We start from the raw sequence: 24,491 nt of genomic DNA on the forward strand, positions 1-24,491 counted from the left end.
GGAGACAGAACGATGGCGGCTTTCCTGCATGGCCTGGCGCTGCGGTATTTCGTCGAGGTGGCGCGCACCGGCTCGATCAGCGACGCATCCGCGCGGCTGCACGTGGCCGTGTCGGCGATCAGCCGCCAGATCGCGAAGCTCGAAAGCGAGCTCGGCGCGCCGCTGTTCGAGCGCCGGCCGCGCGGGATGGCGTTGTCGGAGGCCGGCGAGCGGCTGCTGGCCTTCGCGCAGCGCAGCCTGCTGGAGGCCGAGCATGTGATGAAGGACATTGGCGGGCTCGATGCGCTGCACGGCAGCCTGCTGAAGATCGCGTGTTCGGAGGGGTTCGCGATCGATTTCCTGCCCGGCGCGCTCGCGAGCTTCAAGGCGCGCCACCCGGGCGTCGATTTCTCCGTGTGGGTCGTGTCGCCGGCGGACGCGACGCGGCGTGTGCGCGACGGCGACGTGGACGTCGCGCTGACCTTCAGCCTCGCGCCGGAGAAAGGCGTGCGCGTCGAGCATACCGAGCGCGCGCCGATCTTCGCGCTGGTGCGGCATGACCATCCGCTCGCGGCGCGCGCCGCGGTGTCGCTCGCCGATGTCGCGCGGCATCCGCACGTGCTGCCCGAGGCCGGCACGACGGTGCGCCAGTTGATCGACATCGCGTGTGCGCTCGACGGGCTGCTGCTCGAGCCCGAACTGACGAGCAACAACACCGCGGCGATGTACGGCTATGCGCGGCGCACGGGTGCGGTGATGTTCACGGGGCTGCTGTCGGTGCGCGACCGCTTCGATGCGGACGGGTTCGTCGTCGTGCCCGTGACGAACCCGCAGCTTCGCGAGCGCAGCATCCAGGTGCAGACGATGGCGGGGCGCGATCTGCCCGCGTCGGTCCGGGCGTTCCGCGACCATCTGATCGACGCGATGCAGGTCGCATCGTCGCCGCCGGCCGCCGCGCGCGGCCCGAGACGCCGGCCCGTGAGATAATCGTCAATCCGCCTTCCGCGCCCATGCGGCTCACCGAGCCGCATCGCCCCTGTTCGACGCCAAATTGAAGAACCTGATTGTCACCCTCGATCGCGCCGGCGAGTTCGACGAGATCATCGACGTGCGCACACCGCTCGAGTTCGCCGAGGACCATATTCCCGGCGCGCTGAACGCGCCCGTGCTCAGCAACGAAGAGCGCGTGCTCGTCGGCACGATGTACCGTCAGGTGTCGCCGTACGAGGCGACCCGCGTCGGCGCGGCGATGGTCGCGCGCAACATTGCGCGCCATCTCGACACGACGTTCGCCGACCGTCCGCGCAACTGGCGGCCGCTGATCTATTGCTGGCGCGGCGGCAAGCGCTCCGGCTCGATGACGGCCTGGTTCAACCTGATCGGCTGGCAGGCGCGCCAGCTCGACGGCGGCTACAAGGCGTATCGCCGCTCGGTATGCGCGACGCTCGACACGCTGCCGACGCGCTTTCGCTATATCGCGCTCGTCGGCCACACGGGCTGCGGCAAGACGCGCCTTTTGAACGCGCTGCGCGACGCGGGGGCGCAGACGCTCGATCTCGAGGCGCTCGCGTGCCATCGCGGCTCGCTGCTCGGTGCACTGCCGGGCACGCCTCAGCCGGCGCAGAAGGGGTTCGATTCGGGGCTCGTCGAAACGCTCGGACGTTTCGACCCCGAATGGCCGGTGTTCGTCGAATCGGAAAGCCGCAAGATCGGGCTCGTGCAGTTGCCGATCGCGCTGATCGACGCGTTTCACGCGGGGCCGTGGGTGCAGGTCGAAGCGGCGCACGACGAGCGCATCGCGTTCCTGCTCGACGATTACGGCCACCTGTTCGACGAACCGGCCGCGTTCAAGGCGCAGCTCCATCGGCTGATCGGCCTGCACAGCCGCGAAGAGGTCGCGCACTGGAACGCGCTGATCGATGCGAACGCGCGGGCCGAACTGTTCACCTTGCTGATCGACAAGCATTACGATCCCGCTTATGCGCGCACCTACCGCACGGCATACGGCAAGCCGAACCGGGCGCTGACCTTCACTTTCCGGCCCAACGCGGCCGACGCGCGCGATCAGGCAAGCGCGCTGCTGGCCCAACTCGCGCAGGCCGGGCTGCCCGCGTCGGCCGCGCTTGCGGCAGGTGCGAAATCCGAAACCGATAAAAACCAATCGACGACTACACGATGACGACCACACGCACCCAACCCAATCCGGCCCTCGGCTGGATGACCTTCCTGCTGATCGCGGTCGCGGGACTGTTCTATGTGAAATGGTTCCCGTACTACAACAAGGCGTTCGTTGCCGCCGAGCACCATTCGATCGGCCAGTCGATCCTGATGGGCACGTCGGCGGCCGCACCCGAGCCGTCGCTGAAGGCCGCGCTCGACTACGCGTGGGCGTACGGCAAGGCAATCTGGCAGGCGATGGTACTGGGCCTGCTGCTCGGTTCGGCCGTGCAGGCGCTGCTGCCCGCGCACTGGGTCGCGCGCGTGCTCGGCCGCACGGGCTTCGGCAGCGTCGCCGCGGGCGGCCTGCTGTCGCTGCCCGGGATGATGTGCACGTGCTGTGCGGCGCCGGTCGTCGCGGGGCTGCGTGCGCGCCATGCGTCGCCGGGCGGCGCGGTCGCGTTCTGGCTCGGCAACACGGTGCTGAACCCGGCGGCGCTGGTCTTCATGGGCTTCGTGCTCGGCTGGCACTGGAGCGCGCTGCGCCTCGTGCTCGGCATTGCGATGGTGTTCGGGATCGGCTATCTGCTGAACCGCATTGCTCGCCCTGAAGACCGCAGCATCGACGATGCGCAGCTCGCCGCGCTGGCGGCCGAACAGGCGGCGGCCGGCAATCCGTTCGTCCGCTGGATGAAGCTGCTTGCCCGCATGGCCGTGCGACTCGTGCCCGAATACATCGTGCTCGTGCTGCTGCTCGGCGCCGCGCGCGCGTGGCTGTTCCCGCATATCGGCCCGGACATCGGCAATCATCTCGGCTGGATCGTCGCGTTCGCGGTCGCGGGCATGCTGTTCGTGATCCCGACGGCGGGCGAGGTGCCGATCATCCAGGCGATGCTGTCGCTCGGCATGGGCGTCGGCCCGGCCGCCGCGCTGCTGATGACGCTGCCGCCGATCAGCGTGCCGTCGCTCGCGATGCTCGCGCGTTCGTTCAAGCCCTACATGCTGGCGATCGTCGCGACTCTCGTCGTCGTGTTCGGGATCGTGAGCGGCTTGCTCGCGATCGCGTTCGGGTTCTGACGCGCGAGAGCGGCGCGCCGGGCGGGCGCGATCGTCGTATTCATCCGGCGCCGCGGCTTCACGCGTGCGGCGCCCTTTACAAGAAGCAAACAGGAAAACGCATGACCCAACCGAAGATTCATCCTCGACTCGAAAAGGCGCTGACGCGCGGCGATCTCGCGATCCGCCAGGCCAATTCCGCGCGGGCAACTGCCGTGCTGAACGCACTCGGCACGATGATCATCGAGGCCTCAGCAACGATCGGCGTCGATGCCAGCATCGACATTCCGCAGGGCGACCGCATTTACGATCCCGTCAACGGCCTGTGGCCGCAGAAGATGCTGGTGTCGTTCGACGGTCCGGTGGACGAAGCCGACAAGGAAGAACTGCGCTCGGTCTACCTGGTCGCCGACGATCCGGGCACGCAGTTCCGCGTCGAATGGCATCGCGCGGACGGCAAGCTCGGCCGCCAGGAAGGCGGCCCGCTCGCGACCGTCGCGTTCCTGACCGACGTCGAGATTCCGTGGAGTGACGACGACGAGTAACGTCGTCGCATGAAGCCGGCGCCGCGCGCGCCGGCCGTCAGCGCATCATCCGCCGCCGGAACAGCCACGCGGACAGCAGGAATCCGCCGACCGCATAGCCGGCGAGCACCGCAACGTGCAACGCGACGTCCGTCGCGGGCCGGCCGAGCATCGCGGGCCGGATCAGCTCGACCGCGTTCGCGAGCGGCAGCGCATGCGCGGCGTGCTGCGCGACCGGCGGCAGCTGCGTGATCGGGAAGAACACGCCCGACAGCAGCAGCATCGGCGTCAGCACGAGCGTCTGATAGAACATGAAGAAATCGTAGGACGGCGCGAGCGCCGTGACGATCATCGCGACGCTGGCAAACGCGAGGCCCGCGAGCGCGATCACGGGCAGCGCCGCGAGCATCGACGGAAACTGCGCATAGCCGAGCGCACCCGCGACGAGCATGATCGCGGCCCCCGACAGCATGGCCTTGCTGGCTCCCCAGACGATCTCGCCCAGCACGATGTCGCCGAGCGCGAGCGGCGTATGCATGATCGCTTCCCAGGTGCGCTGCACGTGCATTCGCGAGAAGCCCGAATACATCGATTCGAAGCTCGCGGACATCATCACGCTCGACCCGGCCGTGCCGGCCGCGAGGAACGCGATATACGACACACCGTCGACATGGCCGAGCATCAGGCCGAGCCCGAAACCGAGCCCGAACAGATAGATCATCGGATCGGCAAGATTGCCGAACATCGACGCGAGCGCGAGCTTGCGCCAGACGAGATAGTTGCGCCGCCATACGGCGACCCAGTTGGTTGCGTTCGCCGGCATCGCGATCGCGAAGCGTGACTCGCGCGGCGGCGCCGAAGGTGCGGTGGTGGAATAGTTGCGGACGTCCATGGTCGATCAGTCCTGCATTTCGCGGCCCGTGAGCCGCAGGAACACATCCTCCAGATTGGCCGGGCGATGCAGATAGCGCAACCCCGTACGACCCTTGATCCGTGCACGAAGCGGCTCCGGGTCGCTCACGTAGCAGAACAGCGTTTCGCCGCTGATCTCGGTACGCTTCGCGAACGCCGACAACTCGTCGCGCAGCGCGGCCGGGTCGGGCCCGTAGATTTCGATCACGTCGCAGCCGATCTCCGATTCGATCAGCGCGTGCGGCGCGCCTTCGGCGATCTTCCGGCCTTCCTCGATCACGCACAGGCGGTCGCACAGACGTTCGGCTTCTTCCATGAAATGCGTGGTGATCAGAATCGTCTTGCCGCGCGCGAGCAGCGAACGCAGCCGCTCCCACATCAGGTGCCGCGCCTGCGGATCGAGGCCCGTCGTCGGCTCGTCGAGCACCAGCACGTCGGGATCGTTGACGAGCGCGCGGGCGAGCGTGAGGCGGCGCTTCATGCCGCCCGACAGCTCGCCGACCTTCGCGTCGGCCTTGTTCTCGAGCTTCGCGAATTCGAGCAGCGGCTGCACGAGCGCGCGCGCAGCGTGAGCCGACATCCCGAAATAGCGGCTGAACACGAGCAGGTTCTCGCGCACGGTGAAGTCGGGGTCGAGATTGTCGAACTGCGGGACGACGCCGACGCGCCGGCGCGCATGCCGTGCTCGCGATGGAACCGGTTCGCCGCACAGCGAAATGGTGCCCGCATCGGGATACGCGAGGCCGAGCAGCATCTTCAGCGTGGTGGTCTTGCCGGCGCCGTTCGGCCCGAGCAGGCCGTAGCATTCGCCGGCCTGTACGTTGAAGGACAGGCCGTTGACGACGAGTTTGTCGCCATAGCGCTTTTCGACGTTGCGGAGATCGATCGGTGCGACGGACATGGGCATGTTGTCGTTGTAAGCGGGTGCGTTCCGCCGCCCGATGCGTGGCCGGTTGGCGAACGGATCGGACGAATGCGGGTCACAGGGGGCATGACCGAAGCGCGCGACGCCGGCACGTTATGGCCTGCTGGAATGCGAACGAGCCATTCTAGTGCATCGGCTGCGTCTCTTCAGGGCAGGCCTGCACGGCGCGATGCATGTGCGCACCGATCGTGCACTGCATCATCGCGCACGCGCCGAGCGGGGCGAATCAGCGTTTTCCATCCCTTGCGTCCTGAATTGCGGCGCACCATGATGAATGCGTAGGCTCGTTGTCGCGATAGGGAGGTTTCATGGCTAGCTACAACAAGATTTTGCTGTGTTACGACGGCTCGCTCGAAGGGCGCAAGGCACTGCGTTGCGGCGCCAATCTCGCAATGGACCTGAAGGCTGAAACGCACTTGCTGTCGGTCGTCGACATGCGTTCGAGCATTGCGCAAAGCGCGGGTCTGCTGACCGACGTCGCGTGCGGCCGCTTCGAGGAAACCGCGCGCGAAATCCTGCAGGAAGGCGTGAACTGGCTGCGCGAGCGCGGCGTGCAGGCCGAAGGCCATTTCGCGTTCGGCTATCCGATCGACGAAATCGCGAATCTCGCGTCGGAGCTGAAGGTCGACCTCGTCGTCGTCGGCCACCGGTGCCGCAGCGGGCTATCGAGATGGTGGATGGGGTCGGGCAATACGCAACTGCTCGATCGCGTGAACTGCAGCATTCTGGTTGCGTGCTCGTCGGCGGAGGAGCAGAAGGCCGAAATCGCGCGCGAGCGTGAAGCGGCCACGGCGAGCGGCAAATGATCCGATGACGCAATGACGGCCTGATCGGCGATTCGCGCCGGTCAGGCGCCGCACCGCATCCGCGGCGCGGGCGTCGCGCGCGACCGGTTACGCATGCAGGTCGATCGCGGACAACTTCCACGAAAACAGCCCGAAGCGGTGGAATACCGCCGCATAGCGCGTGCCATCGGCGCTGCGCTGGTAGGTCACGACGAATTCATCGACATTCCGGTAGCCGGCGCTGGTTTGCTGCTGATGCGGCGTGTGTGTTACATCGTTCGCGCTGGCCGGTGCGGCAGCAACTGGTGCCGGCGATGATGCTGCCGCGGCTGCGTTGCTGGCCGGAACGGCTGCGCTCGCCGGAGCCGGATTGGCCGGCGGTGCGGCCGACGTGTCGGCCGATGCATTGCCTTGCGGCAGATTCGACCATTCGGGCGGACGCTCGCCCGGATTGCCGCGTGGCGGCAATCCGCTCATCAGCGCGGCCACGCCTTCCGGGGTCGCGTACGCATCGACCAGCGGGCCGATCAGTGCGGACCCGATCAGCGCACCGATCACCGCGAACGGATTCTCCTTCTTCACCGCGTCGATCCGGCGCATCAACTCTTCCGTGACCTGCTGCTTCAGGCTGATGCGCAGCGACGGAAAATCGACATATTCACTGATGGCCTGCGCATCGCGCGAATCGATCGCCGATTTCAGGCGACCGAGCGCGACGTATGGCGATGCGTATGCATAACCGATCGCCGCAATGACGGCGACGGCCAGCACGACGATCAGCAGGGGCTTGAGCCGCCATGTGCGGCCCGAAGATCCAGTCACGTTGCCTCCGGTGCGGGAATGTTCCGCAATCAGAGACCGCCTTGCGCGGCCGATCGTTCCTCCGCGATGCAGCGATCGATCATCCGGCACACGGCATCGATCGTACCGACCATGATCAGCCGCGACCGGCCGTGATAGACGCGCACCGGCGCGCGGCGCGCGGGTTCCGCATGATTCAGGCCGGCGTTCAGCGATACCCGCGCGAAAGCGGGGAGCGCCGACGGCAGCAGGGACGCCTGCCGTTCGACTGCGACTTCTTCTTTCACAGGCGCTGCCGCGGACAGCGGTGCGCAAGGCGTGCGGCCGCGCAGATGACGCAGGCGACCGAATTGACGGAAAGGCAGCAGACGGGCAAGGCGTTCCATGATGTTCTCCTCAGCGAGACGGAATGTCAGAGTTCGCCTGATCGGATCAACCCGACGGCGATGCCTTCCAGCGCGAATTCCGCGCTGCCGGCCTTGACGAAGATGTTTTCGTAATCCGGGTTCTCCGCGATCAGCTCGAGGCCGCCCGGCCGGCGCATCAGGCGCTTGACCGTGACGTCGTCGCCGAGACGCGCGACGATGATCTGGCCGTCCTTTGCTTCCGTGCGCTTCTGCACGGCGAGGAGGTCGCCGTCGAGAATGCCGGCGTCGCGCATCGACAGGCCGCGCACCTTCAGCAGGTAGTCGGGCTTGCTGGAGAACAGTGCGGGATCGCACGCGTAATGCTGCGAGATGTGCTCCTGCGCGAGGATCGGGCTACCGGCCGCGACGCGGCCGACGAGCGGCAGCGACAATTGCATCAGGCCGGCATGCGGCAGCGTGAACTGGTGCGGCGCGTCGTCGATGCCGAGCAGGCGGATGCCGCGCGATGCGCCGGCGGCCAGCTCGATCACGCCCTTGCGCGCCAGTGCGCGCAGGTGCTCCTCGGCCGCATTCGGCGAACTGAAGCCCAGTTCGGCCGCGATCTCGGCACGGGTGGGCGGGAATCCGGAGCGCTCGATCGCGCGACGGATCAAGTCGAACACTTGCTGCTGACGGGCGGTGAGTTTGGTCATGGCTCAACTGTATGGATAGACAGTGAGCTGTATTTTTATACAGTACTTCGCGAATTTCAAGCGTTACTTGAAGTTCGACGCGATCGCGCCGGTTCCGGCGCGATTTCGCGACGTCCGGACGCCGGTTCATCTGCCGCAACCGTCCATCCCGTATGCGTTAGCACTTTTGAGTATTAAAAAATGAGGAACGATTATTTTTAATCATGTAAGCCGTTCGCTAGACTGGCCCGACATCGCAATACCGACAACACTGGAGAACCAAGGATGGCGAAGCGCAATACGGGGCTGGTGGGCGGAGCGGGCCGCCTGATCGCAACACTCGCGCTGGGCGCGGCGGCGGCGCTGGGCGTCGCGACGCACGCCCAGGCCGATACGACCTTCCTGAACGTGTCGTACGACCCGACGCGCGAGCTGTATCAGGACTTCAACCAGGCGTTCGGCAAGGAGTGGAAGGCGAAGACGGGCGAGACGGTCAACTTCAAGCAGTCGCACGGCGGCTCGGGCGCGCAGGCGCGCTCGGTGCTCGACGGCCTGCAGGCCGACGTCGTCACGCTGGCGCTCGCGTACGACATCGACGCGCTCGCGAACAAGGGGCTCGTCAACAAGGACTGGCAGAAACGCCTGCCCGACAACGCGTCGCCGTACACGTCGACGATCGTGTTCCTCGTGCGCAAGGGCAATCCGAAGGGGATCAAGGACTGGGACGACCTGACCAAGCCGGGCATCTCGATCGTCACGCCGAACCCGAAGACGTCGGGCGGCGCGCGCTGGAACTACCTGGCCGCGTGGGCGTATGCGGTGCACAAGCCGGGCGGCAACGAGCAGACGGCGAAGGAGTTCGTCACGAAGCTCTACAAGAACGCGGGCGTGCTCGATTCGGGCGCGCGCGGCGCGACCACGAGCTTCGTGCAGCGCGGAATCGGCGACGTGCTGATCGCATGGGAAAACGAGGCATTCCTGTCGGTCAAGGAATTCGGTACCGACAAGTTCGAGATCGTCGTGCCGTCGGTGAGCATCCTGGCCGAGCCGCCCGTCGCGGTGGTCGACAAGGTGGTCGACAAGAAGGGCACGCGCAAGCTGGCCGACGCGTACCTGAACTTCCTGTACAGCCCGCAGGGCCAGGAGATCGCGGCGCGCAACTATTACCGGCCGCGTTCGAAGAGCGTGCCGGCGGAACTGACGAAGCAGTTCCCGAAGCTGAAGCTGTACACGGTCGACGACACGTTCGGCGGCTGGACGAATGCGCAGAAGACGCATTTCGCGGATGGCGGCGTGTTCGACTCGATCTACAAGCCGCAGTAACGCCATAACGACAGCGGCGCGCCACGACAGCGCGCCGCATCCCCGACGGGCCGCCGGCGCAATTCATCGCGCCGGCGTTTGCGTCGGGCCCATGAGCAGCATCGACCCAGCAAGAGCATCCGATGACGACGTACACCTTTCGCAAGCCGAGCGCGCTGCCCGGTTTCGGCGTGACGCTAGGCATCACGGTGGCCTATTTGAGCCTCGTGGTGCTGATTCCGCTCGCCGCCACGTTCCTGAAGACCGCGACGCTGTCGTGGGACCAGTTCGTCACCGCCGTCACGTCGCCGCGCGTGCTCGCGTCGTACCGGCTGACGTTCTCGGCCGCGCTCGGCGGCGCGCTGATCAACGCCGTGTTCGGCTTCCTCGTCGCGTGGGTGCTCGTGCGCTACACGTTCCCGTTCAAGCGCCTCGTCGATGCGATCGTCGACCTGCCGTTCGCGCTGCCGACGTCGGTCGCCGGCATCTCGCTTGCGGCCGTTTACGCGACCAACGGCTGGGTCGGCCAGTATCTCGCGCCGCTCGGCATCAAGATCGCGTTCACGCCGGCCGGCGTGCTGGTCGCGCTGACCTTCATCGGGCTGCCGTTCGTCGTGCGCACCGTGCAGCCGGTGCTCGAGGATTTCGAGCGCGAGCAGGAAGAGGCCGCCGCGTGCCTCGGCGCGTCGCGCTGGCTGACGTTCCGCCGCGTCGTGCTGCCGGCCGTGCTGCCGGCGCTCCTGACCGGTTTCGCGCTGTCGTTCGCGCGCGCGCTCGGCGAATACGGGTCGGTGATCTTCATCGCCGGCAACGTGCCGATGAAATCCGAGATCACGTCGCTGCTCATCATCACGAAGCTCGAGCAATACGACTACGCGGGCGCGACCGCGCTCGCGGTCGTGATGCTGGTCGTGTCGTTCCTGATGCTGCTGCTGATCAACACGCTGCAATGGTATCTGCAGCGCCGCACGAGCAAGGGCGCAAGCGGCCCCGCGCCCGCGATTGTCACCGCAACCGCAGCAGGAGGCCAGCAATGAGCCAGGAGGCCACCGTCGTGCTGAAAACCTCGCCGTCGGCCGCGCAAGGGCGCGCCGCGAAACGGCTCGACCCCGTCAGCGAGTCGCGCGTCGTGCGCTGGCTGCTCACGGGCATCGCGCTGGTGTTCCTCGCGTTCTTCCTCGTCGTGCCGCTCGCCGCGGTGTTCGTCGAGGCGCTGCGAAAGGGCGTCGGCTTCTACCTCGAATCGCTGGCCGATCCCGACGCATGGGCGGCGATCAAGCTGACGCTGATCGTCGCCGCGATCGCGGTGCCGCTGAACCTCGTGTTCGGCGTGTGCGCATCGTGGGCGATCGCGAAGTTCGAATTCCGCGGCAAGGCGCTGCTGACGACGCTGATCGACCTGCCGTTCTCCGTGTCGCCGGTGATCTCGGGCCTCGTGTACGTGCTGCTGTTCGGCGCGCAGGGCTGGCTCGGGCCGTGGCTGCAGGATCACGACGTGCAGATCATCTTTGCGGTGCCGGGCATCGTGCTCGCGACGATCTTCGTCACGTTCCCGTTCGTCGCGCGCGAGCTGATTCCGCTGATGCAGGCGCAGGGCACCGACGAGGAAGAAGCCGCGCGCGTGCTCGGCGCGTCGGGCTGGCAGATCTTTCGCCGCGTGACGCTGCCGAACGTGCGGTGGGGCCTGCTGTACGGCGTGATCCTGTGCAACGCGCGCGCGATGGGCGAATTCGGCGCGGTGTCGGTCGTGTCGGGCCACATCCGCGGCGTGACCGACACGATGCCGCTGCACGTCGAGATTCTGTACAACGAATACAACTTCGCGGCGGCGTTCGCGGTGGCGTCGGTGCTGGCGCTGCTCGCGCTCGTCACGCTCGCGCTGAAGCTGCTCGCCGAGCGTCATCTCGCCGCCGAACTGGCCGGCGCGCGCGACGCCGTTCCCGCACATGCCGGCCCTGTCGCCGCCGTTTCGTCGAAATCGTAAAGAGGCAACCAGAATGGGTATCACCGTCAGTAACCTTCAGAAGCGCTTCGGCGATTTCACGGCGCTCGACAACGTATCGCTCGACTTCCCGCCCGGCGAGCTGGTCGCGCTGCTCGGGCCGTCCGGCTGCGGCAAGACCACGCTGCTGCGCGTGATCGCGGGCCTCGAGCACGCGGACGCCGGCCAGGTCGTGCTGCAGGGGCTCGACGTCGCGTCGGTGGGCGCGCGCGACCGTCAGGTCGGTTTCGTGTTCCAGCATTACGCGCTGTTCCGCCACATGACGGTGTTCGAGAACGTCGCGTTCGGGCTGCGCGTGAAGCCGCGCCGCGAGCGGCCGTCGGAAGCCGCGATTCGCGACAAGGTGCACGAGCTGCTGAAGCTCGTGCAGCTCGACTGGCTCGCGCAGCGCTATCCGTCCGAGCTGTCGGGCGGCCAGCGCCAGCGCATCGCGCTGGCCCGTGCGCTCGCGGTCGAGCCGAAGGTGCTGCTGCTCGACGAACCGTTCGGCGCGCTCGACGCGAAGGTCCGCAAGGAGCTGCGCGGCTGGCTGCGCCGTCTGCACGACGACCTGCACATCTCGACGATCTTCGTCACGCACGACCAGGAGGAGGCGCTGGAGGTGGCCGATCGAATCGTCGTGCTGAACCGCGGCCACGTCGAGCAGGTCGGCAGCCCGCAAGACGTCTACGACCATCCGCGGAGCGCGTTCGTGTACGAGTTCCTCGGCGCGGCGAACCGGCTGCCGGGCACGGTCGCCGGGCGCGGCTTCGTCGCCGAGGGCGCCGCTGCACCGATCGAGGTGGACGCCGATTTCGCGGGCCCCGCGAACGCATACGTGCGGCCGCACGACCTGCAGCTTTGGCCGGCAGGAGAAGGGCACCGGGACGGCATCGCCGTGGACGTGCGCCGCGTGATCCCGCTGGGCGGCTCGGTGCGCGTCGAGCTCGAGGCGCGCGCGGGCGGCGCACTCGAGGCGGAACTCGATCGCGATGCATGGCGTGCGCTCTCGCTGCAGGTCGGCGACGGTGCGACGGCCGTGCCGCGCGCGGTGCGCGTGTTTCCCGCGCGTTGAGGCGAGAATGCAGGGCAGGGGGCGGAATTCGCTCCGATTCGACAATCAAACAACGACAGCCTAAGAGGCATACCCATGAATTTTCAGCAATTGCGGTTCGTGCGCGAAGCGGTGCGCCAGAACATGAACCTGACGGAAGTCGCGAACGTGCTGTACACGTCGCAGTCGGGCGTGTCGAAACAGATCAAGGATCTCGAGGATGAGCTGGGCGTCGACATCTTCATTCGGCGCGGCAAGCGGCTGACGGGCCTCACGGAGCCGGGCAAGGCCGTGCACCAGTTGATCGAGCGGATGCTGCTCGACGCCGAGAACCTGCGCCGCGTCGCACGCCAGTTCGCGGACCAGGACAGCGGCCACCTCGTCGTCGCGACCACGCACACGCAGGCGCGCTACGCGCTGCCGAAGGTGATCCGGCAGTTCACCGACGTGTTCCCGAAGGTGCATCTCGCGCTGCGTCAGGGCAGCCCGCAGCAGATCGCGCAGATGATCCTGAACGGCGAGGCCGATCTCGGCATCTCGACCGAGGCGCTCGACCGCTATCCGGACATCGTCACGTTCCCGTGCTATTCGTGGCACCACACGGTCGTCGTGCCGAAGGGCCATCCGCTCGTCGGCCGCGAGAACCTGACGCTCGACGAAATCGCCGAGTACCCGATCATCACGTACGACCAGGATTTCACGGGCCGCTCGCACATCGACCAGGCGTTCGCGCAGGCAGGCGCCGTGCCCGACGTCGTGCTGACCGCGATCGACGCGGACGTGATCAAGACCTATGTCGAGCTCGGGATGGGGATCGGCGTCGTCGCGGCGATGGCTTACGATCCGCAGCGCGACACGGGCCTCGTCGCGCTCGATACGCAGCACCTGTTCGAGGCGAGCACGACGCGGGTCGGGCTGCGCAAGGGCGCGTTCCTGCGCGCGTATGCGTACCGGCTGATCGAGATGTTCGCGCCGCACCTGAACGAAGCGGAAATCGCGGGGATGTTGCGCGAAGCCGTCTGACGGCAGCGCTTCGCGCGCCGTCCGGGCGGTTGCCCCGGGCGGCGCGGCATGCGCTCGCCGGAGGCGATGCGCAGCGGCGAACGTGCCGTCACCGTGAAGCGGCTGCACGACATCGACAAGTCGTGGTGGTGGATGCTGCTCTTCGTGCCGATCGTCGGCGCGATCGCGTAGTTCGCGATGAACGGCTTCATCGCCGGCACGCCGCATGCGAACCGCTTCGGCGAGCCGCGATCGGCCGATGAAGACGAGCCGGTGCCGCAGGACCCTGCGTGACGCGCGGCGGCCTGCGCAAGTGTGGTTTTTGCGCGTCGCGACGCACGATCGCGCACTCCGAAAAAACCCTTAAATATTGATCAGACAGGTTGCGCGCCGAAGCGAATCGGTACAGCATAGCCTTCACTCCGCCGGCTTCCAGCCGGCGGCGGCGCGTAAACAACAGCACGCGCCAGGCAGTCGGCCGTCTGCCTCGCTTCCATTCCGTGGTACCGACAGCAGCATCGATGGCCATTGTCCGGGTAGTGTGGCGCAAACGTTTGCTTACATTAAAACAACAGTCCGGCCCTTCGGGCCAGTCGCCAGGAGATGTGTATGAATGTCCGCTTTCGCCGTCGCTTCCTGACCGCCGCGCTCGCCGCCGTCGCGGTCGCCGCCGCCCCGGCCGTCCACGCGCAATCTGCGGCCAAGCCGAAGGTCGCGCTCGTGATGAAGTCGCTCGCCAACGAGTTCTTCCTGACCATGGAAACCGGCGCGAAGGAATACCAGAAACACAACGCGAATCAGTTCGACCTGATCACCAATGGCATCAAGGACGAGACCGACACCGCGAACCAGATCCGCATCGTCGAGCAGATGATCGTGTCGAAGGTCGACGCGATCGTGCTCGCGCCGGCCGATTCGAAGGCGCTCGTGCCGGTCGTGAAGAAGGCCGTCGACGCGGGTGTCATCGTCGTGAACATCGACAACCGGCTCGATCCCGACGTACTGAAGTCGAAGAACCTGAACGTGCCGTTCGTCGGCCCCGACAACCGCAAGGGCGCGCGCAAGATCGGCGACTACCTCGCGAAGAAGCTGAAGGCGGGCGACCAGGTCGGCATCGTCGAAGGCGTGTCGACGACGACCAATGCGCAGCAGCGCACGGCCGGCTTCGAGGACGCGATGAAGGCGGGCGGGATGAAGGTCGTGTCGGTGCAGTCCGGCGAATGGGAGATCGACAAGGGCAATGCGGTGGCCGCCGCGATGCTCAACGAATACCCGAACCTGAAGGCGCTGCTGTGCGGCAACGACAACATGGCGATCGGCGCCGTGTCGGCCGTGCGCGCGGCCGGCAAGCAGGGCAAGGTGGCCGTAGTCGGCTACGACAACATCAACGCGATCAAGCCGATGCTGAAGGACGGCCGCGTGCTCGCGACCGCCGATCAGTACGCGGCGAAGCAGGCCGTGTTCGGCATCGACACGGCACTCAAGGCGATCGCCGAGCATCGCAAGCAGGCCGACATGTCCGGCGTGGTCGAGACGCCGGTGGATCTCGTGACGAAGTGACGCCGCGCCGGTGCGGCCGCCGCCCTCAAGAATCGGGCGCGGCGGCCGTTATCCGGTGTGAGCGCGATCACGGCCACTGCATGCCCATGCACTAGTGAGCGTCACACCCGCGCGCCGCGTGCGCGCGGCCGCAACCAGGATCGCGATGGAACCGACCTTCCAACCCTCCCGTTCAGCCGCTCCGGTGCTGTCCGTCTCCGGCATCGGCAAGACCTATGCCGAACCCGTGCTCGCCGACGTCACGCTGACGCTCGCGGCGGGCCAGGCGCTCGCGTTGACGGGCGAGAACGGCGCCGGCAAGAGCACGCTGTCGAAGATCATCGGCGGGCTCGTCGAACCGACCACCGGCACGATGCAGCTCGGCGGCCAGGCGTATGCGCCGGCGAGCCGCACGCAGGCCGAGGCGCTCGGCGTGCGCATGGTGATGCAGGAGCTGAACCTGCTGCCTACGCTGACGGTTGCCGAAAACCTGTTCCTGAACCGCCTGCCGCGGCGCTTCGGGATCATCGACCGCGCGCGGCTGCGCGACGACGCGCGCGCCGCGATGGCGCAGGTCGGGCTCGACATGGTCGATCCCGATACGCCCGTCGGCGCGCTCGGCATCGGCCATCAACAGATGGTCGAAATCGCGCGCAACCTGATCGGCGACTGCCGCGTGCTGATCCTCGACGAGCCCACCGCGATGCTGACCGCACGTGAAGTCGCGCTGCTGTTCGAGCAGATCGACCGGCTGAAGGCGCGCGGCGTCGCGATCGTCTACATCTCGCATCGGCTCGAGGAACTCGCGCGCGTCGCCGAGCGTGTCGCGGTGCTGCGCGACGGCCGGCTCGTGCATGCGGGCGACATGGCGGCGACGACGTCCGACCGGCTCGTCACGCTGATGGTCGGGCGCGAGGTCGGCGAGCACATCGATCTCGGCGAACGCCATATCGGCGCACCGCGGCTTGTCGTGTCGGGCCTCACGCGCGGGTCGGCCGTGCGGGACGTGTCGCTCGAGGTGCGCGCGGGCGAGATCTTCGGCATTTCGGGGCTGATCGGCGCGGGGCGCACCGAATTGTTGCGGCTGATCTACGGCGCCGATACGCCCGATGCCGGGATGATCGCGGTCGGCCAGCCGCTGAAACCGGCGCGGATCGGTTCGCCGGTCGACGCGGTGAAGCATGGCATCGCACTGATTACCGAGGATCGCAAGGGTGAAGGGCTGCTGCTGTCGCAGTCGGTCACCGCGAACGTGTCGCTCGGCCAGCTCGACCGGCTCGCGCGCGGCGGCATCGTCGACACCGCGCGCGAAACGGCGCTCGCCGAGCGGCAGATCGACGCGCTGCGGATCCGCACGCACGGTGCGGCGCAGGCGGTCGGCGAGCTCTCGGGCGGCAACCAGCAGAAGGTCGTGATCGGCCGCTGGCTCGCGCGCGACATGGGCGTGCTGCTGTTCGACGAGCCGACGCGCGGGATCGACGTCGGTGCCAAATTCGAGATCTACACTTTGATGGGCGCGCTCGCGCGCGAAGGCCGCGCGCTCGTCGTCGTGTCGAGCGACCTGCGCGAGCTGATGCTGATCTGCGACCGGATCGGCGTGATGTCGGCCGGGCGCATGACCGCCGTGTTCGAGCGCGGCAACTGGACCCAGGATGCGCTGCTGGCCGCGGCGTTCGCCGGCTTCGGCCGCGAAGCGCCGCCGGGCGGCGCGCAGCATCCGGACGCGGGGCCGGCGCAGGGCGCCGCTCCCGGCACTTCGACGACAGGACGACAGCAATGACCCAGCCTCCCGTATCCCCGACCGACGCAGGCGCGCAGCAGGACGTGACGGGGCGCCGCGCGCGCACGCTGTCCGGCACGCGGCTCGGCCTGTCGAACTATCTCGGGCTCGCCGGCGCGCTGGCCGCGATGATCGCGCTGTTTTCGGCGCTGAGTTCGCATTTCCTGACCTACGACACGTTCAGCACGATCGCGAACCAGATTCCCGATCTCGTCGTGATGTCGGTCGGGATGACCTTCGTGCTGATCATCGCCGGGATCGACCTGTCGGTCGGCTCGGTGCTTGCGCTCGCCGCGTCGATGGTCAGCGTCGCCGCGCTGAAATGGCAGTGGGGGCCGCTGCCGGCCGCGTTGATCGGGATCGCGGTCGCAACCGTCACGGGCGCGCTGACGGGCGCGGTCACGGTCGGCTGGCGGATCCCGTCGTTCATCGTGTCGCTCGGCGTGCTGGAGGCCGCGCGCGGCCTCGCCTATCAGCTGACGAATTCGCGCACGGCCTATATCGGCGACGCGTTCGATTTCCTGTCGAACCCGATCGCGCTCGGCATCTCGCCGGCATTCCTGATCGCGGTCGCGGTGATGATCGCAGCCCAGTTCGTGCTCACGCGCACCGTGTTCGGACGCTATCTCGTCGGGATCGGCACGAACGAGGAAGCCGTCCGACTTGCCGGGGTTAACCCGAGGCCGTATAAAATCCTCGTATTCGCATTGATGGGCGCGCTCGCGGGGCTCGCATCGCTGTTCCAGATTTCGCGGCTCGAGGCGGCCGATCCGAACGCGGGCGTGGGCCTCGAACTGCAGGTGATCGCGGCTGTCGTGATCGGCGGCACGAGCCTGATGGGCGGGCGCGGCTCGGTGATCAGCACGTTTTTCGGCGTGTTGATCATCTCCGTGCTGGCCGCGGGGCTGGCGCAGATCGGCGCGAACGAGCCGACGAAACGGATCATCACTGGCGCGGTGATCGTGGTGGCGGTCGTGCTCGATACCTATCGCAGCCGGCGTGCACGCGCGCGATAGAAAGACAGACAGAACAGACCAGAGAGAAACGGGAAATGGCGACGATCAAGGATGTGGCGGCCATGGCGGGCGTGTCGTTTACGACCGTCTCGCACGTGGTGAACAATTCGCGGCCGGTGTCCGCGGATGTGCGTGCGAAGGTCGAGGGCGCAATCCGCGAGCTGAACTACGTGCCATCGGCCGTGGCGCGCTCGCTGAAGGCGCGGGCGACGGCGACCATCGGCCTCGTCGTGCCGAACAGCACGAATCCGTACTTCGCGGAGCTTGCGCGCGGCATCGAGGATCAGTGCGCGGCCAACGGCTATTGCGTGTTCTTCTGCAACTCGGACGACGATCCCGTGAAGCAGCGCAACTACCTGCGCGTGCTGCAGGAAAAGCGCATCGACGGGCTGATCGTCGCATCGGCGGGCGAGGATGCGGTGCTGGCGCAGACGCTCGCGGACACGCATGCGCCGCTCGTCGTCGTCGACCGCAACATCGAGGGGCTCGCGGCCGATCTCGTGCAGATCGACCACGAACGCGGCGCGTACCTGGCGACGCGCCACCTGCTCGAACTCGGGCACGCGAAGATCGGCTGCATCACCGGGCCGACCGACACGGCCGTCAGCGCGATGCGCGTGCACGGCTTCATCCGCGCGATGGCCGAGCGCGGGGTCGACATCGTGCCGGGCGCGATCGCGGAAAGCGATTTCTCGTGCCTCGGCGGTTATCACGCGGCGTCGCGGCTGTTCGAATCGGTGCGGCCGAGCGCGATCTTCGCGGGCAACGACCTGATGGGCGTCGGCGCGCTGCGCGCGGCGGCCGAGCGCGGGCTGCGCGTGCCCGACGACTGCTCGATCATCGGTTTCGACGACATCGAATTTTCCCGCTACACGTATCCGGCGTTGTCGACGGTCGGCCAGTCGGTGCGCGCGCTCGGCGAAATGGCCGCACAGACGCTGATCGAGCGGATCGGCGGCGGCTCGACGGCCGTGCCGAGCCGCCGTCGCGTCGTGTCGCCGCGCCTCGTGCTGCGCGAATCGACGGCGATCTACCGCGAACCGGCCGCATCGGGCGGTCGCGCATGACGACGCACGCCGCGGGTGCCGGCCGCGTGACGGTGGTCGGCAGCCTGAACATGGATCTCGTCGTGCGTGCGCCGCGGCTGCCGCTGCCGGGCGAAACGCTCGCCGGGCACGCGTTCGCGCAGGCGGCGGGTGGCAAGGGCGGCAACCAGGCCGTTGCCGCCGCCCGGCTCGGCGCGCAGGTCGCGATGATCGGCTGCGTCGGCGCGGATGCGCACGGCGCGGCACTGCGCGCCGGCCTTGAAGCCGAGGGCATCGACTGCACGGGGCTCGCGACGAGCGCGTCGGCGTCGACCGGCGTCGCGCTGATCGTCGTCGACGATGCGAGCCAGAACGCGATCGTGATCGTCGCGGGCGGCAACGGCGAGGTCACGACCGATACGATCGCACGGCACGAAGCCGCGCTGGCGTCGGCCGACGTACTGATTTGCCAGCTCGAGACGCCGCCCGACGCGGTGTTCGCGGCGCTGTCGGCCGGGCGGCGGCTCGGCCGCACGGTGGTGCTCAATCCGGCCCCGGCCGTCGCGCCGCTGCCGGACGGCTGGCTGCCGCTGGTCGATTTCCTGATCCCGAACGAGGTCGAGGCCGCCGCGCTGACCGCGCTGCCGGTACGCGATCCGGCCGGTGCCGAAGCCGCCGCGCGTGCGCTGCAGGCCGGCGGCGCGCGCAACGTGCTGGTCACGCTCGGTGCGCGCGGCGTGCTCGCGCTGACGGCCGACGGCGTCGCGCGGCACTATCCGGCGCCGGCCGTGCAGGCCGTCGACACGACGGCGGCCGGCGATACCTTCATCGGTGGTTTTTCCGCGCGGATCGCAGCCGGCGCGGACGTCGACACGGCCGTCCGCTTCGCGCAACGCGCGGCGGCGCTGTCGGTCACGCGAGCGGGCGCGCAGCCGTCGATTCCGACGCTCGCGGAACTGGCCGAATAGGGCTGGATCACGGATTCCGCATCACGGCCGGCCCGTCGCACGAGACGGCCGGCCGTACCTCCTGCCTGCTGCCCCGGCCGGCATCGCGCAAAGCCTTCTCCGATCCAGTTTGTCGTCGCCCGGATCTCGCGCTGATTATTCGGTCGCCCGCAATAAACAGACAAATAATTCGAAAAAATACCGTCAAAACCATCAAGTTGTGCGCCATGCGGTCGTAAATGCACCGAGGGAGTGAAGCAATGCTTCGAGCCAACGGGCCCGGCCCGTTCATGACGACGCAACACAGGAAGGAAGATGGTCTTCAGGAACCTGACGATTCGTGCGCGCATCGGTTTGACGATGGCGTTTCTGGCGGTGCTGCTGGGCGTAACCGGCGTGCTCGGGCTGTACGGGATGACGCGTGCGAACGACTCGACGCGCGAGATTTTCACGAACCAGATGCCGAGTGCGGTCGACGTGGCGGTCGCGGAAATGTTCGCCGCACGCGAGCGCCTCGCACTCGACCGCGCGGCGCTGCTGTCCGGCACGCCCGACTCGGCGGCGGCCATCGAGCGCAGCCGCGCGATGCGCGCGCAGTCCGACGCGTGGTGGCAGAAATACCTCGCGCTGCCGCGCGACGCGGAGGAGGATCGCCTGGCGCAGGATGTCGCCGCGAAGCGGCAGGCGCTGCAACGCAGTTGCGACGTGTTCGCGAGCATCGTCGGGTCCGACCAGCGCGATCGCATCGGCGACGGCGCGAAGCAGCTCCAGGCGAACTACACCGAGCTCTCGGTGGCGGGCGAGGCGCTGCGCAACTTCCAGTTCACCGCCGCGAAGGCGGGCTTCGATCATGCGCAATCGGTATACGACACGATGCGGGTGCTGTCGATCGTCGCGCTCGCGGCCGGCATCGGCGCCGCGCTGCTGTCGTGGCTGACGCTGAGCCGCGCGATCGGCCGTCCGATCGCGGACGCGCTCGCGCATTTCGACGCGATTTCTGCAGGCGACCTGCGCCGGCCGATCGTCGTGCACCGGCGCGACGAGATGGGGCAGCTTCTCGAAGGCCTCGCGAAGATGCAGCGCGGGCTCGTCGACACGGTGCGCACCGTGCGCGGCGGCAGCGAGTCGATCGCGACCGCGGCCCGCCAGATCGCGGCCGGCAACATCGACCTGTCGTCGCGCACCGAGGAACAGGCCGCTGCGCTGCAGGAAACCGCATCGAGCATGGAACAGTTGACCGGCACCGTGAAACAGAACGCGGACAATGCACGCCAGGCAAGCGCGCTGGCCGCGAATGCGTCGGAGATTGCAAACAAGGGCAATACGGTGGTCGGCCAGGTGGTCGGCACGATGGGCGAGATCAACGACAGCTCGGCCAAGATCGCGGACATCATCGCGATCATCGAGGGAATCGCGTTCCAGACCAACATTCTTGCGCTGAATGCGGCCGTCGAAGCCGCACGTGCGGGCGAGGAAGGGCGCGGCTTCGCGGTCGTCGCGGGCGAGGTGCGCAGCCTCGCCCAGCGTTCGTCGACCGCGGCCAAGGAGATCAAGGCGCTGATCGACGCGTCGGTGGAGCGCATCCGGTCGGGTTCCACGCTGGTCGACGAAGCGGGGCGCACGATGAGCGACGTGATCGGTGCGGTGCAGCGCGTGACGGACATCATGGGTGAAATCGCCGCGGCGTCCGAGGAGCAGAGCGGCGGGATCGACCAGGTGGCGCGCGCCGTTGCGCAGATGGACGAGGTCACGCAGCAGAATGCGGCGCTCGTCGAGGAAGCCGCGGCCGCCGCGCAGTCGCTCGATGAACAGGCCGCGCGCCTGCGTGAAACGGCGGCGGTGTTCCAGCTCGACGACGAAGCGGCACGCACGGGCGCCGTCGCGCCGGTCGCAGCGCGTCACGCGTCGCGTGCACCCGCGGCGGCGGTTGCCGTACCGGCACCGGCGCCGGCACAACAGGCTGCTGCGCGCGACGATCGCGATGCACCGCCGAAGCGCATGGCTGCGACGCCGCCGGCGCGCAAGCCCGTGGCTGCATCCGCAGCGCCCGCAGCGGCGCCGGTCGCTGCTGGCGCCGGCGCCGACGACTGGGAGACCTTCTGATTCGCGCGTGCCGCGCATCTATCCCCATTTGGTGACGAACGACGCCCGCGACATGCGGGCGTCGTCGTTTCGGCGGCGGACAAAATATGACAGCGCGCGTGAACGGTCACGCATCGTCGCATGCATCGCGCGGCCCGCGCCGCCGGATGCGCGCAATACGCGCAACGGTGCGCGTCGTGTTCCCGCATCCGTCGTACGGGTATCTCCGTAAGGGGCACGGCAAAAAAATTGTAACGGTGCGCGCGGCGTGTCGTCGTAAACGACGGCTCGAACGTATAGGGATGAAGGGGGGCGTGACGACGTCGGAAGTGTCCAACGCACAAGACGATTCGTTGTTCGACGAGACGCGACGGATGCAGTTTCTGCGGCTCGGGAGGTCGATTGTAAAACGACGAAATACGTTGTCCAAGCGGTGTTGTCGAGAATGACGAACTTCATACGAAGAGTTCGTGAAAAAAAATTAGAAAGGGTTTAGGATGAATTCGAACGCGCTTGCTTCTGCGCAGTCGTACGAAGGCAGGCACGTCTTCAGACTCAGGCGAGGGAGGTAGCATGGATATTTACAGCAGCTTCGCGAACCGCTTCGAAAAAATGCGAGAGGAAGAGCTCTCGCTGGAGGAGTATCTCGCGCTCTGCAAGAACGATCCATCCGCGTACGCGACGGCTGGTGAACGCATGCTGGCAGCAATCGGGGAACCTGAACACATCGATACCCGCAACGAGCCGCGCCTGTCGCGGATCTTCGCGAACAAGGTCATCAAGGTCTATCCCGCATTCCGTGAGTTCTACGGAATGGAGGAAGTGATCGAGCAGGTGGTCGCGTATTTCCGCCACGCCGCGCAAGGGCTCGAAGAGAAGAAGCAGATCCTTTACCTGCTCGGTCCGGTGGGCGGCGGCAAGTCGTCGATCGCCGAGCGTCTGAAGCAACTGATGGAGCGCGTGCCGTTCTATGCGCTGAAGGGCTCGCCCGTCAACGAATCGCCGCTCGGGCTGTTCGACTACGACGAAGACGGCCCGATCCTCGAGGAACAGTACGGCATTCCGCGCCGCTACCTGAAGAGCATCCTGAGCCCGTGGGCCGTCAAGCGCCTGCACGAATACAACGGCGACATCCGCCAGTTCCGCGTCGTGCGCCGCTATCCGTCGATCCTGCGGCAGATCGGCATTGCGAAGACGGAGCCGGGTGACGAGAACAACCAGGACATCTCGTCGCTGGTCGGCAAGGTCGACATCCGCAAGCTCGAGCAGTATGCGCAGGACGACGCCGACGCATACAGCTACTCGGGCGGCCTGTGCCTCGCGAACCAGGGCCTGCTCGAATTCGTCGAAATGTTCAAGGCGCCGATCAAGGTGCTGCACCCGCTGCTGACCGCCACGCAGGAGGGCAACTTCAAGGGCACCGAGGGCTTCGGCGCGATTCCGTTCGACGGGATCATCCTCGCGCACTCGAACGAGTCGGAGTGGAAGGCGTTCCGCAACAACCGCAACAACGAGGCACTGCTCGACCGGATCTTCGTCGTGAAGGTGCCGTACTGCCTGCGCGTGTCGGAAGAGACCAAGATCTACGAGAAGCTGATCCGCAACTCGTCGCTCGCCGAGGCCGTATGCGCGCCGGGCACGCTGAAGATGATGTCGCAGTTCTCGGTGCTGTCGCGCCTGCACGAGCCGGAGAATTCGAGCCTGTTCTCGAAGATGCAGGTGTACGACGGCGAAAACCTGAAGGACACCGATCCGAAGGCGAAGTCGTACCAGGAATATCGCGACTACGCGGGCGTGGACGAAGGGATGACGGGCGTGTCGACACGCTTCGCGTTCAAGATCCTGTCGCGCGTGTTCAACTTCGATTCGAGCGAGGTCGCGGCCAACCCCGTGCACCTGATGTACGTGCTCGAACAGCAGATCGAACGCGAGCAGTTCCCGCCGGAAACCGAGCAGAAGTACCTGTCCTTCGTGAAGGACGTGCTCGCGTCGCGCTACGCGGATTTCATCGGCAAGGAGATCCAGACGGCCTACCTCGAGTCGTATTCGGAGTACGGCCAGAACATCTTCGACCGCTACGTCACGTATGCCGACTTCTGGATCCAGGATCAGGAATTCCGCGATCACGATACCGGCGAGAGCTTCGATCGCGCCGCGCTGAACGCGGAGCTGGAGAAGATCGAGAAGCCGGCCGGCATCAGCAATCCGAAGGATTACCGCAACGAGATCGTGAACTTCGTGTTGCGTGCGCGGGCGGCGAATGCCGGCAAGAACCCCGTGTGGACGAGCTACGAGAAGTTGCGCGTCGTGATCGAGAAGAAGATGTTCTCGAACACCGAGGAACTGTTGCCGGTGATTTCGTTCAACGCAAAGGGTTCGGCGGAAGAGCAGCGCAAGCATGAGGACTTTGTAAACCGGATGGTCGCGAAGGGCTATACGCCGAAGCAGGTGAGGCTGCTTTGCGACTGGTACCTGCGCGTGCGCAAGTCGTCATGACGCGCGCGGTACCGAGCCCGTGCGACGAGTCCGCACGGGCGCTTTCAGGGACGCCGCCCGCATGACGGGAGACGGCATGTGCGGCGAGC

Annotated in this window: 23 protein-coding genes; 18 read left to right on the forward strand and 5 right to left on the reverse strand. The window is 67.0% G+C overall.

Going from position 1 to position 24,491, the window contains the following annotated elements; genetic code table 11:
* The first annotated feature begins 12 nt into the window (after positions 1-12).
* From MRS60_RS08165 to MRS60_RS08180, 4 genes are all read left to right on the forward strand, one after another.
* Positions 13-966, forward strand: a complete 954-nt coding sequence (locus MRS60_RS08165; protein WP_105393104.1) for a LysR family transcriptional regulator — start codon at positions 13-15, stop codon at positions 964-966.
* 64 nt (positions 967-1,030) lie between these two features.
* A complete protein-coding gene (gene mnmH, locus MRS60_RS08170; protein WP_034184106.1) occupies positions 1,031-2,158 on the forward strand; it encodes a tRNA 2-selenouridine(34) synthase MnmH in 1,128 nt (375 codons plus the stop codon).
* Positions 2,155-3,213: a permease gene (locus MRS60_RS08175; RefSeq protein WP_027809855.1), complete on the forward strand. Its 1,059-nt coding sequence runs from the start codon at positions 2,155-2,157 to the stop codon at positions 3,211-3,213. Before mnmH ends, MRS60_RS08175 begins: the two co-directional genes overlap by 4 nt.
* 101 nt (positions 3,214-3,314) lie before the next feature.
* The gene (locus MRS60_RS08180; protein ID WP_011351887.1) at positions 3,315-3,737 is read left to right on the forward strand and encodes a hypothetical protein; all 423 of its coding nucleotides are present in this window, start codon (positions 3,315-3,317) and stop codon (positions 3,735-3,737) included.
* Between the two features lie 37 nt (positions 3,738-3,774).
* Here the strand turns inward: MRS60_RS08180 and MRS60_RS08185 are convergent, their stop codons facing one another.
* Both MRS60_RS08185 and nodI read right to left on the reverse strand, forming a co-directional pair.
* Entirely contained in the window at positions 3,775-4,608 is an 834-nt protein-coding gene (locus tag MRS60_RS08185) for an ABC transporter permease (protein WP_105393106.1), read from the reverse strand.
* 6 nt (positions 4,609-4,614) lie between these two features.
* Positions 4,615-5,529: a nodulation factor ABC transporter ATP-binding protein NodI gene (gene nodI / locus MRS60_RS08190; RefSeq protein ID WP_034184273.1), complete on the reverse strand. Its 915-nt coding sequence runs from the start codon at positions 5,527-5,529 to the stop codon at positions 4,615-4,617.
* Between the two features lie 332 nt (positions 5,530-5,861).
* Here nodI and MRS60_RS08195 point away from each other — a divergent pair, with 332 nt between their 5' ends.
* The gene (locus MRS60_RS08195; RefSeq protein ID WP_034184109.1) at positions 5,862-6,359 is read left to right on the forward strand and encodes a universal stress protein; all 498 of its coding nucleotides are present in this window, start codon (positions 5,862-5,864) and stop codon (positions 6,357-6,359) included.
* Between the two features lie 87 nt (positions 6,360-6,446).
* On the opposite strand, the gene MRS60_RS08200 is transcribed toward MRS60_RS08195, so the two are convergent.
* From MRS60_RS08200 to lexA, 3 genes are read right to left on the reverse strand one after another with little or no spacing between them, the layout of a single operon-like run.
* Positions 6,447-7,160, reverse strand: coding sequence for a DUF2939 domain-containing protein (locus MRS60_RS08200; protein ID WP_243565564.1), 714 nt, complete (start codon positions 7,158-7,160; stop codon positions 6,447-6,449).
* Between the two features lie 29 nt (positions 7,161-7,189).
* Entirely contained in the window at positions 7,190-7,525 is a 336-nt protein-coding gene (locus MRS60_RS08205; protein WP_034184111.1) for a hypothetical protein, read from the reverse strand.
* Positions 7,526-7,551: 26 nt separating this feature from the next.
* Positions 7,552-8,199 carry a transcriptional repressor LexA gene (lexA, locus tag MRS60_RS08210; protein ID WP_009689103.1) on the reverse strand — a complete coding sequence of 216 codons (648 nt, stop codon included), beginning with the start codon at positions 8,197-8,199 and terminating at the stop codon, positions 7,552-7,554.
* Positions 8,200-8,463: 264 nt separating this feature from the next.
* Here lexA and MRS60_RS08215 point away from each other — a divergent pair, with 264 nt between their 5' ends.
* The 13 genes from MRS60_RS08215 to MRS60_RS08275 all read left to right on the forward strand — a co-directional run bounded on the left by MRS60_RS08215 (position 8,464) and on the right by MRS60_RS08275 (position 24,402).
* The gene (locus MRS60_RS08215) at positions 8,464-9,501 is read left to right on the forward strand and encodes a sulfate ABC transporter substrate-binding protein (RefSeq protein ID WP_034184112.1); all 1,038 of its coding nucleotides are present in this window, start codon (positions 8,464-8,466) and stop codon (positions 9,499-9,501) included.
* A 122-nt stretch (positions 9,502-9,623) separates the two neighbouring features.
* On the forward strand, positions 9,624-10,517 hold the full coding sequence (gene cysT, locus MRS60_RS08220; protein ID WP_105393109.1) for a sulfate ABC transporter permease subunit CysT: 894 nt from the start codon (positions 9,624-9,626) through the stop codon (positions 10,515-10,517).
* Entirely contained in the window at positions 10,514-11,464 is a 951-nt protein-coding gene (gene cysW / locus MRS60_RS08225; protein ID WP_034184114.1) for a sulfate ABC transporter permease subunit CysW, read from the forward strand. The genes cysT and cysW overlap by 4 nt, the downstream gene beginning before the upstream one ends.
* A 13-nt stretch (positions 11,465-11,477) precedes the next feature.
* On the forward strand, positions 11,478-12,536 hold the full coding sequence (locus MRS60_RS08230) for a sulfate/molybdate ABC transporter ATP-binding protein (RefSeq protein ID WP_034184115.1): 1,059 nt from the start codon (positions 11,478-11,480) through the stop codon (positions 12,534-12,536).
* Positions 12,537-12,611: 75 nt separating this feature from the next.
* Positions 12,612-13,538, forward strand: a complete 927-nt coding sequence (locus MRS60_RS08235) for a CysB family HTH-type transcriptional regulator (RefSeq protein WP_034184116.1) — start codon at positions 12,612-12,614, stop codon at positions 13,536-13,538.
* 48 nt (positions 13,539-13,586) lie between these two features.
* On the forward strand, positions 13,587-13,709 hold the full coding sequence (locus tag MRS60_RS08240) for a DUF805 domain-containing protein (RefSeq protein ID WP_243565565.1): 123 nt from the start codon (positions 13,587-13,589) through the stop codon (positions 13,707-13,709).
* 417 nt (positions 13,710-14,126) lie between these two features.
* Entirely contained in the window at positions 14,127-15,077 is a 951-nt protein-coding gene (locus tag MRS60_RS08245; protein WP_034184117.1) for a sugar ABC transporter substrate-binding protein, read from the forward strand.
* A 145-nt stretch (positions 15,078-15,222) separates the two neighbouring features.
* On the forward strand, positions 15,223-16,836 hold the full coding sequence (locus MRS60_RS08250; RefSeq protein WP_175749365.1) for a sugar ABC transporter ATP-binding protein: 1,614 nt from the start codon (positions 15,223-15,225) through the stop codon (positions 16,834-16,836).
* Positions 16,833-17,852: an ABC transporter permease gene (locus MRS60_RS08255; protein ID WP_034184119.1), complete on the forward strand. Its 1,020-nt coding sequence runs from the start codon at positions 16,833-16,835 to the stop codon at positions 17,850-17,852. Before MRS60_RS08250 ends, MRS60_RS08255 begins: the two co-directional genes overlap by 4 nt.
* Positions 17,853-17,887: 35 nt before the next feature.
* Positions 17,888-18,919: a LacI family DNA-binding transcriptional regulator gene (locus MRS60_RS08260; RefSeq protein ID WP_034184120.1), complete on the forward strand. Its 1,032-nt coding sequence runs from the start codon at positions 17,888-17,890 to the stop codon at positions 18,917-18,919.
* On the forward strand, positions 18,916-19,845 hold the full coding sequence (rbsK, locus tag MRS60_RS08265; protein ID WP_243565566.1) for a ribokinase: 930 nt from the start codon (positions 18,916-18,918) through the stop codon (positions 19,843-19,845). Before MRS60_RS08260 ends, rbsK begins: the two co-directional genes overlap by 4 nt.
* A gap of 294 nt (positions 19,846-20,139) precedes the next feature.
* The gene (locus MRS60_RS08270; RefSeq protein ID WP_243565567.1) at positions 20,140-21,927 is read left to right on the forward strand and encodes a methyl-accepting chemotaxis protein; all 1,788 of its coding nucleotides are present in this window, start codon (positions 20,140-20,142) and stop codon (positions 21,925-21,927) included.
* Positions 21,928-22,479: 552 nt separating this feature from the next.
* Complete coding sequence (locus MRS60_RS08275) at positions 22,480-24,402, forward strand: PrkA family serine protein kinase (RefSeq protein ID WP_034184123.1); 1,923 nt, start codon at positions 22,480-22,482, stop codon at positions 24,400-24,402.
* Positions 24,403-24,491: the final 89 nt, after the last annotated feature.

The organism is Burkholderia pyrrocinia (genome assembly GCF_022809715.1).
Taxonomy (GTDB): domain Bacteria; phylum Pseudomonadota; class Gammaproteobacteria; order Burkholderiales; family Burkholderiaceae; genus Burkholderia; species Burkholderia pyrrocinia_C.